This window comes from Pseudomonas sp. F01002, assembly GCF_004402115.1.
Classification (GTDB): Bacteria; Pseudomonadota; Gammaproteobacteria; order Pseudomonadales; family Pseudomonadaceae; genus Aquipseudomonas; species Aquipseudomonas frigoris.
Window position 1 is genome coordinate 1 of sequence record NZ_SOPU01000007.1, and the last position, 14005, is coordinate 14005.

Annotated in this window: 13 protein-coding genes; 1 reads left to right on the forward strand and 12 read right to left on the reverse strand. The window is 61.8% G+C overall.

Annotated elements, in window-relative coordinates; translation table 11 throughout:
• Positions 1 to 382: 382 nt before the first annotated feature.
• From E3W21_RS05050 to E3W21_RS05110, 12 genes are all read right to left on the reverse strand, one after another.
• Positions 383 to 1258, reverse strand: a complete 876-nt coding sequence (locus E3W21_RS05050) for an SDR family oxidoreductase (RefSeq protein ID WP_134418675.1) — start codon at positions 1256 to 1258, stop codon at positions 383 to 385.
• Positions 1259 to 1284: 26 nt separating this feature from the next.
• Positions 1285 to 2433 carry an acetyl-CoA C-acetyltransferase gene (locus E3W21_RS05055; protein ID WP_134418676.1) on the reverse strand — a complete coding sequence of 383 codons (1149 nt, stop codon included), beginning with the start codon at positions 2431 to 2433 and terminating at the stop codon, positions 1285 to 1287.
• 28 nt (positions 2434 to 2461) lie between these two features.
• Complete coding sequence (locus E3W21_RS05060) at positions 2462 to 3517, reverse strand: acyl-CoA dehydrogenase family protein (protein ID WP_134418677.1); 1056 nt, start codon at positions 3515 to 3517, stop codon at positions 2462 to 2464.
• Positions 3518 to 3527: 10 nt separating this feature from the next.
• On the reverse strand, positions 3528 to 4694 hold the full coding sequence (locus E3W21_RS05065; protein ID WP_134418678.1) for an acyl-CoA dehydrogenase family protein: 1167 nt from the start codon (positions 4692 to 4694) through the stop codon (positions 3528 to 3530).
• A gap of 10 nt (positions 4695 to 4704) precedes the next feature.
• Positions 4705 to 5460, reverse strand: coding sequence for an enoyl-CoA hydratase family protein (locus E3W21_RS05070; protein ID WP_134418679.1), 756 nt, complete (start codon positions 5458 to 5460; stop codon positions 4705 to 4707).
• 11 nt (positions 5461 to 5471) lie between these two features.
• A complete protein-coding gene (locus E3W21_RS05075) occupies positions 5472 to 6539 on the reverse strand; it encodes a nitronate monooxygenase family protein (protein ID WP_134418680.1) in 1068 nt (355 codons plus the stop codon).
• Positions 6540 to 6541: 2 nt separating this feature from the next.
• Positions 6542 to 7414: an enoyl-CoA hydratase gene (locus E3W21_RS05080; RefSeq protein ID WP_134418681.1), complete on the reverse strand. Its 873-nt coding sequence runs from the start codon at positions 7412 to 7414 to the stop codon at positions 6542 to 6544.
• A gap of 24 nt (positions 7415 to 7438) precedes the next feature.
• The gene (locus E3W21_RS05085) at positions 7439 to 8227 is read right to left on the reverse strand and encodes a CoA-transferase subunit beta (protein WP_134418682.1); all 789 of its coding nucleotides are present in this window, start codon (positions 8225 to 8227) and stop codon (positions 7439 to 7441) included.
• Between the two features lie 12 nt (positions 8228 to 8239).
• Entirely contained in the window at positions 8240 to 9121 is an 882-nt protein-coding gene (locus tag E3W21_RS05090; protein ID WP_134418683.1) for a CoA transferase subunit A, read from the reverse strand.
• A gap of 11 nt (positions 9122 to 9132) precedes the next feature.
• On the reverse strand, positions 9133 to 10029 hold the full coding sequence (locus E3W21_RS05095; RefSeq protein ID WP_134418684.1) for a VOC family protein: 897 nt from the start codon (positions 10027 to 10029) through the stop codon (positions 9133 to 9135).
• A gap of 274 nt (positions 10030 to 10303) precedes the next feature.
• A complete protein-coding gene (locus E3W21_RS05105; RefSeq protein ID WP_134418685.1) occupies positions 10304 to 11425 on the reverse strand; it encodes an LLM class flavin-dependent oxidoreductase in 1122 nt (373 codons plus the stop codon).
• A 122-nt stretch (positions 11426 to 11547) separates the two neighbouring features.
• Positions 11548 to 12732, reverse strand: coding sequence for a flavin-dependent monooxygenase (locus E3W21_RS05110; RefSeq protein WP_134418686.1), 1185 nt, complete (start codon positions 12730 to 12732; stop codon positions 11548 to 11550).
• Positions 12733 to 13484: 752 nt separating this feature from the next.
• On the opposite strand from E3W21_RS05110, the gene E3W21_RS05120 reads away from it, so the two are divergent.
• Positions 13485 to 14000, forward strand: coding sequence for a flavin reductase family protein (locus E3W21_RS05120; protein ID WP_046049829.1), 516 nt, complete (start codon positions 13485 to 13487; stop codon positions 13998 to 14000).
• Positions 14001 to 14005 lie beyond the last annotated feature (5 nt).

Genomic DNA, 14005 nt, shown 5'->3' on the forward strand with positions numbered 1-14005 from the left:
ACCACTTGCGCTTCCGATCTCTCGTTAGCGGGAGGCGAATTCTACAGCGTTACTCGCTGCTGTCAACACCTCTTTTACACCGCTGTCGACCGAGAAGATCGAACCGTTAAAAGAGCCAAACAACCTCGCTCTTTCAACTCCCTCTGGGCTTCGATGACCTGAAGCAACTCGCTGTCGAAAACTGCGTAACTAATTGTTTACCAAGGAGTTTTTCGTTTCGACTGCGCCGGAAGTGGGGCGAATTATAGACTTCCAGAATCTGCCGTCAACCCTTAATTGAGCTTTTCTATCAAACACTTGCTGGACGCCGGAAAACAGCCCGTTTCCACTCTATATAGAAGAGCAAAGCGAATCCTTCTATATAGAGGGATTCGCGGCCCCATCAGCTGCCGTACACTTTCGCCGCCGGCACCGCCCGAGCCATCAATTGCTCTACCGCCTGACCCACCTCGCCCACCGCCCAACGCCCTTGCCTGTCCAGTTCCGGACCTCTACGCCAGCCGTCGGCAATCGACAACTTGCCGCCCTCGACTTCGAACATCTGCCCGTTCACCGCACTGGAGGCTTGCGAGCCGAGCCAGACCACCAGCGGCGCAACGTTTTCCGGAGCGAAGTAGTCGAAGCCCTCTTCAGGTTTTTTCATGGTATCGGCGAACACCTGCTCGGTCATTCCGGTGCGCGCGGCCGGGGCCAAGGCGTTGACGGTTATGCCATAGCGACCCAGCTCGGCCGCCTGCACCAGCGTCAACGTAGCGATACCAGCCTTGGCAGCGGCATAGTTGGATTGACCGATGGAGCCCTGCAAACCGGCCCCGGAACTGGTATTGATGATCCGCGCACTCAGCTGCGCACCTCCCTTGGCCTGTTCGCGCCAGTAACGTGCGGCGTGGCTGGCGATACAGAAGTGGCCTTTGAGGTGCACGGCCACCACTGCATCCCAGTCGGCTTCGGTGAGGCTAGCGAACATGCGGTCGCGGCAGATGCCGGCATTGTTGACCACCACGTCCAGGCCGCCGAAGGTTTCGATGGCCTGGCGCACGATCAACGCCGCATCGTCGTAGCGGGTGATGTCGTTGCTGTTGGCCACGGCGCTTCCACCCTGCCCGAGAATTTCGCCGACCACGGCCAGCGCCGCTTCACGATTGATATCGTTGACCACCACTTTGGCGCCCTCGGCGGCGAAGGCCAGCGCGTAGGCCCGGCCCAGACCACCGCCGGCACCGGTGATGATCACTACGCGGTTCTCACAGATTTTCATGTTCCTGCTCCCTTCAAATACATCGCTTACAAGCGTTCGATAATCGTCACGTTGGCCTGGCCGCCACCTTCGCACATGGTCTGCAAGCCGAAGCGTCCCCCGCTGCGCTCCAGTTCATGCAACAACGTACACATCAACCGGGTGCCGGTGGCGCCCAGCGGATGGCCGAGGGCAATCGCGCCGCCGTTGACGTTGGTCTGTTCATGGGGATAACCGGTCTCTTTGAGCCAGGCCATCGCGACCGAGGCGAAGGCTTCGTTGATCTCCACCCGATCGATGTCTTCAAGCTTAATCCCGGCTCGCTTGAGTGCATAAGCGGTGGCCGGGATTGGAGCGGTGAGCATCCAGATCGGGTCTGCGGCGCGCACGCTGAGGTGGTGGATACGCGCGCGCGGTGTCAGTCCGTAGCGTTTGAGTGCTGTTTCAGAAACGATCAGCATCGCGCTGGCCGCGTCGCAGGTCTGGCTGGACACTGCTGCGGTCACCCGGTCGCAGCCAAACAGAACGTCCAGTTCGGCCATTTTCGCCAGGCTGGTCTGGCGCGGCGTTTCGTCGTGCACGACTCCGGCCAGTGGCACGATTTCCCGGTTGAACCGCCCTTGCTCGATGGCCCGCAATGCCCGCTGATGGGACTCCAGTGAATAGGCTTCCAGCTGTTCTCGGGACAGCCCCCACTTCTCGGCAATCATCTGCGCCGAACGGAATTGAGTCGGCGGTTGTACGCCATAGCGCCGGACCCAACCTTCGGAGCCGCTGAACGGATCACTGAAGCCCAGCGGTTCGGCAGCGATCATGGCTGAGGAAATAGGAATCTGGGTCATGGTTTGCACGCCGCCGGCGACGACCACATCCTGGGTGCCGCTCATCACCGCTTGGGCGGCAAAGTGCACCGCTTGCTGGGACGAACCGCACTGGCGATCGATGGTGGTGCCGGGTACCGTCTCCGACAGGCCGGCGGCCAGCCAACTGGTTCGGGCAATGTCCCCGGCCAGCGGACCGATGGTGTCGACACAACCGAAGATCACGTCGTCGTAATCGTCATCGGGGATGTCGTTGCGTTGGACCAGTGTGCGCAATACATGGGCGCCCAGATCGGCCGCGTGAATCTGGCTCAAACCACCCTTGCGCCGTCCGGTGGGCGTGCGCAGGGCGTCGACAATATAGGCTTCAGGCATGTTATCTCTCGAAAAAAGGTGGAACTCGTCAGAAGGTCTGGCCGGCACCTAACGCCGGATTGCCGTTGAACAAGGCCGCGCGGATCCGCCCTTTGTGATGGCCGCGATCACCCCAGACCTTGTCCAGCGCCCAGGCGCGCTTCATGAACAAATGCAGATCGACTTCCCAGGTGTAACCCATGGCGCCATGGGCCTGAATGGTGTTTTTCGCGGCGAGCATGGCTGCTTCCGAAGTTGCCAATTTGGCATGGGACACCAGCACTTCCTGTCCCGGCTGCTGCTCGGCCAGTGCATAGGCGGCGCGATACAGCGGCCCTTTGGCGAACTCGATCTGCACCGCGACGTTGGCCATCAAATGCTTGACCGCCTGGAACGAACCCACCGGTTTGCCGAACTGTTTGCGCTCAAAGGTGTAATCCACCGCGAGGTCGACCATGCGTTTGGCCAGCCCCAGCATTTGCGCGGCACAGCCCAGCGCCCCACGATTAAACGCGGCGGCCCACAAGCGCCGGCCCTGCTCACCAGCGGCCACGCAGGTGGCGGACGTTGGCGTCCAGTCGACCTGAAACAGCTGACGACTGGGATCGACCGACACATTGCGGGTCAGGCGCACCGCGCAAGGTTCCACCGCATGCACCTCATCGCCATGAGCCAGCAACAGCAAATCGGCGACATGAGCATCGCTGACCAGCGGGTTACCCGGTTCGGCAATCGCCAGTCGCGCGCGGCCTTCTGCGACCCGCCCCAGCCAATGTTGTTTGAGTGCCACGTGGCGCTCATCAAGGGCGGCGAGCAACGGCACGCCGATCAGCATCGTGTCCACCAGCGGCTCGGGCAGACCGGCATAACCACATTCCTGAGCAAGCAGAATGAAGTCCAGCTCATTCATCCCCATCCCGTTCTGCTCTTCGGGAACCGTCAGCGCGGTCAGGCCCAACTCCACCAATTGGGCCCAGAGCTGATCGCTGCGCCCGCTATGGCAAAGCCAGAGTTCGCGAATACGCTCCGGGGTGACCTCGTTGATCAGAAAACTTCTGACGTTGTCCTGGAACAGCAATTGGTCGCGGCTGAAACTAAAGTCCATGGTCTATTCCTCAGGCACGCGGCATGCCGAGCATGCGTTCGGCAATGATGTTGCGCTGGATCTCGTTGGTGCCGGCGTAGATCGGTCCGGCCTGGGCAAACAGAAAACCTTCCAGCCAATGGCCGACATCGCCCGCAGCAGGTGCTTCGGGCAGCAGCTCGCCACGCAAGCCGAGAATGCTCATAGCGGTGTCGTGCATGCGCTGATCGAGTTCCGACCAGAAGATTTTGTTGGTCGAAGACTCCGGTCCGATCTTGCCGCCCTGCACCAGTTTCGAGGCGGTCATGTAGGTGCTCAGGGTGTAAGCCTCGGCGTCCAGCCAGGCGCGCATCACCGACTCGCCAATGGCCGGGTCACGGTCAGCCTGCTCGCGGTTGGCCTGGTACAGCTGCACCAGTCGCCGAGCCGTTTCCTGAAAACGTGCGGGGGAACGCAGCAGCAAACCACGCTCGAACCCGGCGGTGGACATCGCCACATGCCAACCCATGCCCTCGCCGCCCAGCGCGTTTTCCACCGGCACCTTGACGTCGTCGAAGAAAATCTCGGCAAACCCCGGCAAGCCATTGAGCTGCGGAATCGGCCGTACGGTGATCCCCGGGCTGTCGAGCGGCAGCAGAATAAACGTCAGACCCTGATGGCGCTGCGAATGAGGGTCGGTGCGGAAAATGCCGAATACCCAGTCAGCCCACACGGCGCGAGTCGACCAGGTTTTCTGGCCGTTGATCACGTAATGGTCGCCCACCCGTTCGGCCTTCGAGCGGATTGCCGCCATGTCGGAGCCGGCGCCTGGCTCGGACCAGGCCTGGGCCCAGATATCTTTGCCAGTGGCCATGCGTGGCAAAAAGCGCGCTTTCTGTGCCTCGCTGCCATATTCCATCAGCGTCGGGCCGAGCAGGAAGATGCCGTTCTGGTTAACCCGTGCAGGCGCGCCAGAGCGGTAGTACTCCTCCTCGAAGATCAACCACTCGATCAAGTCGCAACCGCGCCCGCCGAGATCGATCGGCCAGGTGACCATGCCCCAGCGACCGTCGTTAAGCCGGTTTTCCCAGGCACGGTGCTCGGCAAAGCCTTGCTCGGTGTCGAACGATTGCAGCGGTTCACGGGGTACATTGGCCGTCAGCCAGGTCCGCGCCTCGGCGCGAAAGGCCTGCTGGGCCGGGGTGTATGTCAGGTCCATGAGAGTGCCTTCAGCCGTTGAAGTGGGCATCGCGCTTCTCGACGAACGAGTCGCGTGCTTCCTGTGAGTCCAGTGAGCGATAGGCCTCGAGCGTGAAGCCCTGCTCCCAGCGATATTTGTCTTCCAGATTGCCGTCTTCGATACCGCTCAGCGCTTCTTTGGCGAGGCTGATCATGGCCGGGCTCTTGGCGGCGATGGTGCGGGCGATCTGCAGCGCGGCCTCACGCAAGTCCTCGCGCTTGACCACACGCTCTACCGCACCCAGGCGCCAAGCCTCGGCGGCATCGATCATCGCGCCGGTAAAGTACATGTGACGGACCTTCTGCACCGGGAACAACCGCTGCAAATGCGCGCCGCCGCCCATGGCACCGCGATCGACCTCGGGCACGCCGAAACTGGCGCACTCGGAGGCCACCAGAATGTCGGCCGCGCCGCAGATGCCGATGCCGCCGCCGAGGACGAAGCCGTGTACGGCGACGATGACCGGTTTCGGATTGCGGTGAATGGCCTTGAAACTGTCGTAGTTGCCTTTGTTCACCGCCACGATCAGGTTGCCATCGGCGGCCAGTTCCTTGATGTCGACCCCGGCGCAGAAGCCGCGACCTTCGGCGCGAATCACGATCACCCGCACGTTGGCGTCTCGACCGAGGCCTTCGATCTCGCTGGCGATATCGGCCCAGCCCTGACAATTGAAGGCGTTGACCGGTGGCTGGTTGAACACCAGTTCGGCAATGCCGTTATCGATACTGACGCTAAATGGTTTCATGCCTTTCCCCTTCACGACACACGGCGGCACAGCTCGCCCAGACGCGCTTCGGCGTCACGGACGATCTGTTCAATCAATTGGGCGCAGCTGGGCAAGCTGTCGATAGACGCGGCGATCTGGCCGGCGGGCAGTACACCTTCGGCGGGTAACCCATCGACCATGGCTTTCTGAATCACCATCGGCGCGTTGGCGGCCATGATGCTTTGGGCGGCCGTCAGCTCACCGCTGCCGCGCATGTTCAAAACACTGCCGAGCAGTTGCGTCAGGCTCATGCCACTGTGGCGGCGGTACGCCAGGCCACTCTGGAAGGCCAACAACAAGCGTTTGAGACCACCACTCGCTTCAAGCTGGTTGAGCAATTCGTTGCGAATCATCCGTTGCGGCATACCGTCGATGGCGCGACTGATGATGATCGCCGCTGGGTCCTTGACCGCGAGATAACGCGACAGGGTCGCCTGCGGCACCGGACTGTCGGTGCACATCAGAAAGCGTGTGCCCATGGCGATGCCTTCGGCGCCGTAGGCCAGGGCCGAGACCAGACCGTTACCATCCTTGAAACCACCGGCGGCTACCACGGGCACCGAGACCGCGTTGACGACTTGATCGAGCAGTAACGACGTCGGCACCGAGCCGGTATGCCCACCGCCCTCACCGCCTTGTACGGTGACCGCATCGGCGCCCATTTCCACGGCTTTCTGCGCGTGCTTCAGGGCACCGACCGTGGGGATGCACACCACGCCGGCGTCCTTCAGACGGCTGATCATTTGCTTGCCGGGCGAGCGGCTGTAGCTGACCGCCCTGACGTTGTGGCGCAGCACCAGCTCGACGATCTCTGCGGCGTTGGCCTGGTACATATGAAAATTGACGCCGAAAGGCTGATCGGTCAGACGCCGGGTTTCGAGGATCGCTGCCTCCATCCGCTGAGGCTCGATGGTCGCGCCGGCGAGAAAGCCGAAGCCGCCGGCATTGCCCGTGGCCGCCACCAGTTTCGGGTCGGCGACCCAGCCCATAGCGGTCTGGATGATCGGATAGCGACAGCCGAGTAATTCGGTTAGGCGGGTATTCAAAGAGATCGCCATGCTCACGCCCCGCCCGAGGTGCGTTGCGAACGAGCCATGGCCTTGGCGTCATATCCGCCAAGTCGGTCACCCGACACCAGTTCATTGTGGGCGTGGGCAAAGTGGTGCAGACCAAACACCATATCCATGGTCGCGCGCTTGCCCATCAGGTCTTCGGCGTTGTTGACTGCCTGCTTGCTTAATTGCAGACCGAGGCGCGGCATCTGCGCAATGCGCCCGGCGATGTCGAGGGTTTGCTGTTCCAGTTCGTCTCGGGGCACTACCCGGTTGAGCATGCCCATTTGATAGGCGCGTGCCGCCGGCATGCGCTCGCCGAGGAACAGAAACTCCTTGGCGATGCGCGGGTTCAGCTCATGCACATGGGCGAAGTACTCGACCCCGGGAATGCCCATTCGCACCACCGGATCCGCGAAGTAAGAATCCTCACTGGCGACGATCAGGTCGCACACCCAGGCCAGCATCAGCCCCCCCGCGATGCACGCCCCCTGGACCATGGCGATGGTTGGCTTGGGCATTTCGCGCCAGCGGCGGCACATGCCCAGATAGACTTCCTGCTCCCGGGCGTAGAGAAACTCGCCGCCCGGTTTGTTGGTGTGGTCGTACCAAAGGCTCGCGCGGTCGAACGTCTGATCGACGTCGCGACCCGGCGTACCGATGTCATGCCCCGCGGAGAAGTGCTTGCCGGCACCACGCAGCACGATGACTTTCACCTCATCGTCATCGCAGGCCTGGCGAAACGCCGCGTCCAGCGCGTAGGTCATCTGCGAGTTCTGCGCGTTGTGGTACTCGGGGCGATTCATGGTGACCAGGGCCACCGCGCCGCGCACCTCGTAAAGCACCACGTCGGCCTCGTTCTTGTCGTTATGTTCAGCCATCACTTTTCTCCGAAACGGGGGCGCTCAGCGTTGGCCTGGCGGGTTGTCTTTGAGCTGGCTGGCACGCAGGTTGTGCGGGTCCAGGCGCTGGATCAGCTGCAATTGCTCGACGGTCGGGGCAGCCGTGGTCGGGCAGTCTTGCGGCACATGCAGGGCAAACCCGGTGTTGTCCTGAACCTCGGCCACCGTCACGCCGGGGTGCAGCGAGCGAATGCGCATTTGCCGGTGCGGGCCCAGGAAATCCAGCACGCAAAGATCGGTGATGATCAGGCGGATATCGATCTCGTCCAGCGACCAGCCGCGCGCCAGACGCGCCGGGTTGTAGCCGACCGAGGCGACCATATCGACCTCGCCTTCGACGAACACCCGACGGTTGTGGCTGGGTACGCAAAAGGAGTTGGCGTGGCTGATCGAGTTGCCAGGAAAACCGCGCACGCCGAGCATCTGCGCCTTGGGCTTGGCGTAGTCACCGATGCACGAAATGTTCGCCTGGCCGAAGCGGTCGATCTGGGTCGGGCCGACCAGCGCATGGCGCTTGCCGCCCCAGACATTGTCGAAAATCCGCGAAAAACCCATCCAGCTGTCGCGCTTGGGTTGATAGCCGTTGCGCGCGCCGAGCGGCACCGGCTCGGCGACCATGTAGGCTTCTGAATCGGTCATCAGCAGCTGCGGGTTGCTGCTGAGCATGCTCAATGAGGCGGCGAGGCGCGGGATCACACCGATGCCGCTGGCCAGGACCTCACCATCGTCGCGCCAGGCTTCGGAAGCGGCGCAGATCATCAATTCGGCGAGGCTGTAAGTGGTAGTGCTCATCGCAAGGCTCCCTTAAAAAGTCGGCAACGGCAGCTGGCGGATCGCATCCAGGCCGCCGACCTTGTCCAGGTACTGTTCGTGGGTGCAATCGACGTAATCCTGGACATAGGCCTGCCAGCCATCGATGGCCTGCGCCGAAGCGTTGTAAGCCTTGAAGTGCGCCACGTCGAAACCGTACAGCGGCGCGCAGGAAGACGGATGCGCACCGCCCGGCGCGTGGGCCACGGCGGTGGTCAGGTTGCGTTCCCAGAACACCTGATTCGCATGCCCGGCATCGGCGTGGAAATGTTCGCTGTCCACCAGTTCGTCGCAGGTCACGTAGCTGTGAGTCGCGGCACGTACGAACAGGTCGTCCATGTAGTGATCGGGGCCGCTGATCTGGCAGACACCGCGCGCATCGGCACGGTCGACGTGGATCAGCGCCGCATCGAGTTTGAGCGCCGGCATCGCGACCCAGTCCTTGCCATCGGCATAGGGCGAGGCAATCAGCTTGATCTGCCGGTTGTGGCGCAGCACGTCGGTGCCCAGACCAACTGCCGTCGGAATAAACGGCACATTCATCGCTGCGGCCCGCAGACCGAGCAGGAGCATGCCTTCGTCGATTTCCATCACCTCCAGCGCCGCCTCTTGGCGTGCCTTGCGGAAGTACGGTTCCAGTGGAATGAAATCCAGGGAAACGAAGGCGAACACCAGTTTCCTGATCTTGCCGGCCGCGCAGAGCATGCCGACATCCGCACCGCCGTAGGCGACCACGGTGAGGTCCTTGAGGTCGGAGCGCAAAATCTCCCGCACCAACGCCATGGGTTTGCGCCGCGGCCCCCAGCCACCGATGCCGATGGTCATGCCGTCACGCAGTTGGCCGACCATCTCGGCCGTGGTCATTCGCTTGTCCATCGTCATCTTCCTCATTGGCGACCGACACTGAAGTCGTGGCCCCAGTGGCTGACCACTGTGCTTTCAAAAGGTGTGTGGCGATCCCAATCGACCACTAGGCCATCGCAGCCGTATTCCAGGTCAAACCCGGACGGCGTCTTGATGTAGAACGAGATCATCTGATCGTTGGTGTGCTGGCCCAGGGTGGCCGACAGCTTCACGCCGTTGGCGTGCACGCGATCAAGGGCGCGACCGACTTCGTCCAGCGCGTTGACCTCGACCATCATGTGCACGCAGCCGTGGGGCATCGGGCACTCGAAGATCGCCAGCGAGTGATGCCGACCGTTATTGCAGTGCAGGAAGTGGATGCGCTTTTGCGGCTCGGCCGGGTCCGGAGTGAAGCGGACTTTCATCAGGTCGGACAGCCCGAAACCGAGTACTTGCTCGTAGAAATCCCGGCAACGCTCAAAGCTCGGTGCCGGCAGTACCACGTGGCCCATGCCCAATTCGTTGGTGACGAAACCCTTGACCCCAACTGGCGAGACGAAGCGTGCGAAGTCTTGCAGAGGTCCCCAGAACAGTTCGTGGCGATTGCCATCCGGGTCGCTGAAATGCACCAACTCCTGGACCTTGCGAACCTCGGCCTGGGCTACGGTGCCGCGGGTAACTTGCACATCGGCTTGTTCCAGAACGCTGACAGCGCGTTCAAGCGCCGCTTTGCCAGGCACTTCCCAGCCGCACGCACCGAAGCCGTTCTCAGCGCTTTTCTCCACCAGAATGCGGTAATGGCGCTCGTCCATTTTCAGGTACAGCCGCTCATCGTCATCGCTGCCGGCCACCATCATGCCCAGCACCTGGCTTGCGTACTGGCGCCATTGCGCCAAGTCGCTGGATAACAGGGTGACGTAACCCAGACCACGGATATCCATGGATGCACTCCTCGTTCTTTTTCTAAGGCCCCGCCGCACTCGGCGGCTGCCGGGGGAGACTTTATGCAGGGCTATTCAAGCGGGTTTGCGCGGGGGCAACATCGTCCAATGGGACTAGCGGAAATGATTGGTGGAGGCATAAAAACATGTGGGAGCGGGCTTGCTCGCGAAGAGGCCATATCAGTCAACATTGATGTTGAATGTAAGACCGCCTTCGCGAGCAAGCCCGCTCCCACAGGGGTGATGGGGTGTTCAGATGCTTGAGTGGCGGGTTTTAAGCCTTACGGAAATGCGGGATTACTTTTTCACCAATGTTGCGCAGGGTTTCCAGTTGCGCCCATTGCGGCACGGTGCCCATCTGGCAGATGAACAGGACTTCGTCGGCACCGGCATCGATCAGGCGCTGCACGTAACCGATGCAATCCTCGACGGTGCCGTAGGCGTGGTTGGGGTTCATCATCGCCATGGTCGGGTCGGAGAAATCGACGCTGACTTCTTCCGAGGCGAAGCGCGACTTGATCACGCTCTGGCCGTTGCCATCGACGAAGGTGTCGTCCTTCCACTTCTCCGGGTCCGGGCGCTCGCCACCGCCGTACCAGTAGCCCAACGACTCCATGAAGTAACGCTGGCCACGAATGCCAATGCGGCGCGCCTCTTCGTTGTTTTCCAACACGATCGCCGGGCACAGGGCTGCGATGTGCCGGTTGGGACGGAAGCCCACCTGTTTCTTCTCATCGCGGTTGTCCCAGGCTTCATGGTAGACCTCGACTTTCTTGGCGATTTCTTCCGGGCCACCGAAGCCCAGCACCAGGGCGCCCATGCCGCGTCCGCCGGCGTTTTTCAGCGACTCGGTGTTGGTGCAGGCCAGGTACATCGGCGGGTGCGGGTCTTGATAAGGCTTGGGATGGATCGGCCGCTTGGGGATCTGTACGAAGTCGCCGTTGTGTTCGATTTCGTCCTGCACGAACATTTTCGGGATCAGGTACATCATTTCGTCGATCTGCGGCTGCAACGTGGCCAGGTCGTAACCGAAGGTGCCGGCCTCCTGCTGGGTGCCACCCTTGCCGACGCCAAAATGCACCCGGCCTTTGGACAACAGGTCGAGGGTGGCGATGCGTTCCGCGACTTTCACCGGGTGGTTCATCGCCGGTGGCAGGCAGACCACGCCGTGGCCGATGCCGATGCGTTCGGTCTTGCCGGCGACGAAGGCCAGCATGGTTTCCGGCGCGGACATGTGCGAGTAGTTGCTCAGCGCCGTGTGCTCTACGCACCAGAAGGTGTCGAAGCCGAGCTTGTCGGCCAGCACAGCCTGCTCAACGGTATCTTCGAAAATCTTGCGGTCGCCTTCACGGCTGGAGTCCACCGTCTGGGCTTCGTAAATCAGTGAAAATTTCATGGTTGATCCTTGTGTTTATTGGATGCGCAGTCGGCGCCAGAGACCTGTGCCTTGCCCCCATGCTCGGGCATCGGCGGGGCGCTCGAATCACGCAAACGGACTAGCTGACTCAAAGGGAAAAGTCAGAGAAAAAAGTCGTTGCTGTCCTGGCCCATGCTGACCCCGCCGAGATTCCAGGCGTACTTGGCCGGGTTGTTCGCGACGTGGGCGCGGCCGGTGTGAATGTCGCGGAATGCCCGGTTGATCGTGTGGCTGCGGAAGATGGTCGAGGCGCCGCTGTTGAACATCAGGTCGGCAACCGCTTTGGCGCACTTGTCGGCCACCAGCGCCGAGTCGTAACGCATCTTCACCCGCTCGGGCATGCTCAATGGCTCTGCGCTTTGGGCCCGCTGCATCATCAGAGAAAAATTGCGCAGCAGGACGGTTTTGCACTCGTCGACGCAGACCATCGCGTTGGCCAGTGCAGACTGCGCGGCCGGGTCCTGGACCATTTTCCGACCATCGTTGACCCCGACCCGCGTGCGGTTGTGCTCGACAAACTGATCCACCGCCCCCTGCAGGGCACCAATGGCCGAGGACGACACCGCCCGCACAAAAATCTGCCCGAATGGCAGGCGGAACAGCGGCGCGGTGTTCACTGCGTTACCCGGACTGTCCTGCATGAAACCGTCGAACGCCCGATGAGTGCGGTATTCCGGAACGAAGGCGTTCTCCATCAGGATGTCGTGGGAGCCGGTGGCTTCCAGGCCCATGACATTCCAGTTATCGAGAATTTGGTAGTCGCTGCGCGGCACCAGGAAAGTCCGGTAATCCGGCGCCCCGCCCGCCTCCTCCGGTGGCACCAACGCCCCCAGGAACACCCAGTCGCAGTGCTTGCTGCCGGAAGAAAACCCCCAGCGCCCGCTCAGTTTGAAACCACCCTCGACCCGCTCGACCTTGCCCACCGGCATATAGGAAGAAGAGATCAACACACTGGAGTCGGCGCCCCAGACATCCTGTGCCGCACGGTCATCGAACAGCGCCAGTTGCCAGTTATGGATCGCCACCACCCCCAGCACCCAGGCCGAGGACATGCAGCCTTCGGCGAGGGTCATCTGCACCTCGAAGAAGTCCTTGGGTTCCAGTTCATAGCCTTCCCAGCGCGATGGCTGAAGGATGCGAAAGAACCCGGCGTCGTGGAAATCCTTCAGCGTTTCTTCAGGCAGCTGGCCGGCTTGCGCGGCGTTCAGGGCGCGTTCACGCAAGATCGGCACCAGCTCGCGGGCACGTTGGCTCAGACGCTGGCGAATCAGGTCTTGGTTGAGCATTTTTATTGTTCTCCTCTGTTCACCCCATCCGCCGGGGCGCGCGTGCAGCGGGGCGGATGCAGCACCGGTGGTGCTCGCCTCCACAGCGGCATTCAAGCAATGCGTGGGGCGGTGGGCATCCCTCAAACGGACCATGTGGCGTTTGAAGAAAAGCGAAGGATGAAAGCGAAGATCAAAAGATCGCAGCCTGCGGCAGCTCCTACAGGGGACTGCGTACAGCCGTAAGAGATTGGTCGGCAGATAAGCCGTCATCGCGAGCAAGCTCGCTCCCACAGGGGATCGGTGTCGCCTTTCGCCTTTCGCTTCTCACCACTCAACAGGCCGAGCGTTAGCTCGCCTGCAGCTCTTGATCTTGATCCACCCGCCCCTTCGGGAGGCTGAGTGGAGGTGTTCATCTGGGGGGCAGGCGCGAAGCGCCGTTCGACGAAGTCGAAAACATCGAGAGGAGGTTGAAGCGAAGCCAACCGGAGGCGATGCCCCCAGATGGACACCGGAGCGAAGGAACGCCGAGCCTAAGCGAGGGACCGGACGCTCGGGGCGAGACCTTTGCTTCCTTTGGGGCGTTTGCCAAAGGGAGTTGCCGTAAGGGCGAAACCGTCAGCCGCCACAACCGAAGAAATGGATATGTACTCGATCAACAAGAGCCTGGTCGGCCCGAAGGCCGCCAAGGCCTAGTCCCCTCGGACGATGTTACGGCGGGGCGTCAGAGCAAGAATCCATCGCACTCCATGCACAACGAAAGGGCTAGTGCGATGAACGACATCAATTTGAAAGCCGACATGCTCCAGGCCATGCGCCGCCTGGCCAAGTCAGTCACCATAATCAGCACCAGTAACGGCTCCGAGCGCTTCGCCATGGCCGCCACGGCAGTCGACTCCCTCAGCACCGAACCACCATCGCTACTCATCTGCATCAACAAAACCGCCTCCCCCCATGCCGCACTGGCGACCGGCGCAGACTTCTGCGTCAACATCCTCGGCGTCGAACAACAAGACCTCGCCCACCTGTGCAGCGGCGCAATCAAAGGCGAAGCACGATTCGACCGAGGCAACTGGCTGACCAGTGCCGGCGGCATTCCCTATCTGGGAGACGCCCAATCGGCAATCCTCTGCCGGCAAGACGGCCACTTCAGCTACGGCACCCACACCGTATTCATCGGGCGCATCCTGCAAATCCACACCAGCGAAGCGATCACCCCGCTGGTCTACCTCGACGGCACCTACACCACCACCGCCAAACCCGTCCCCTCCTTCGCTGTCGCTGGCTGAGGCCT